We start from the raw sequence: 373 nt of genomic DNA on the forward strand, positions 1-373 counted from the left end.
GAACACCCAAATACAAGTTTAGCTGTTGACTCCACAACCATCCGATTGAATTAGGTTCTATCGGTCGATAAATACCACCAAGTAAAATAAACCCAGCAAATTCTAAATTATTCGGGTCAAACCAGAAATATTCTGGAGTGCGAAAGATATCTTGATAAATCTGTTTTTTCAAGCCTTTGTCAGTAGACGCTGTAGAATCTGAGAGAAGTTCTACAATCAGATTTGGATATTTGCCGTCTTCTTCCCAAACAACCCAACTTTTACGAACTTTGCGTTCAGTGTCCAGTACGACAAAAAAATCTGGTCCCCTGAACTCTTCTGATTTGCGCTGACGTGGACTGTAATAAACTGTCAAATTACCCGCAGCGTAAAA

General features: G+C 39.4%; 1 protein-coding gene. It reads right to left on the reverse strand.

Annotated elements, in window-relative coordinates:
- A partial coding sequence (locus AABK37_RS41985; protein ID WP_432557269.1) for a Uma2 family endonuclease occupies positions 1-373 on the reverse strand: 373 nt, incomplete at both ends.

The organism is Tolypothrix sp. VBCCA 56010, assembly GCF_050875635.1.
GTDB lineage: Bacteria > Cyanobacteriota > Cyanobacteriia > Cyanobacteriales > Nostocaceae > Hassallia.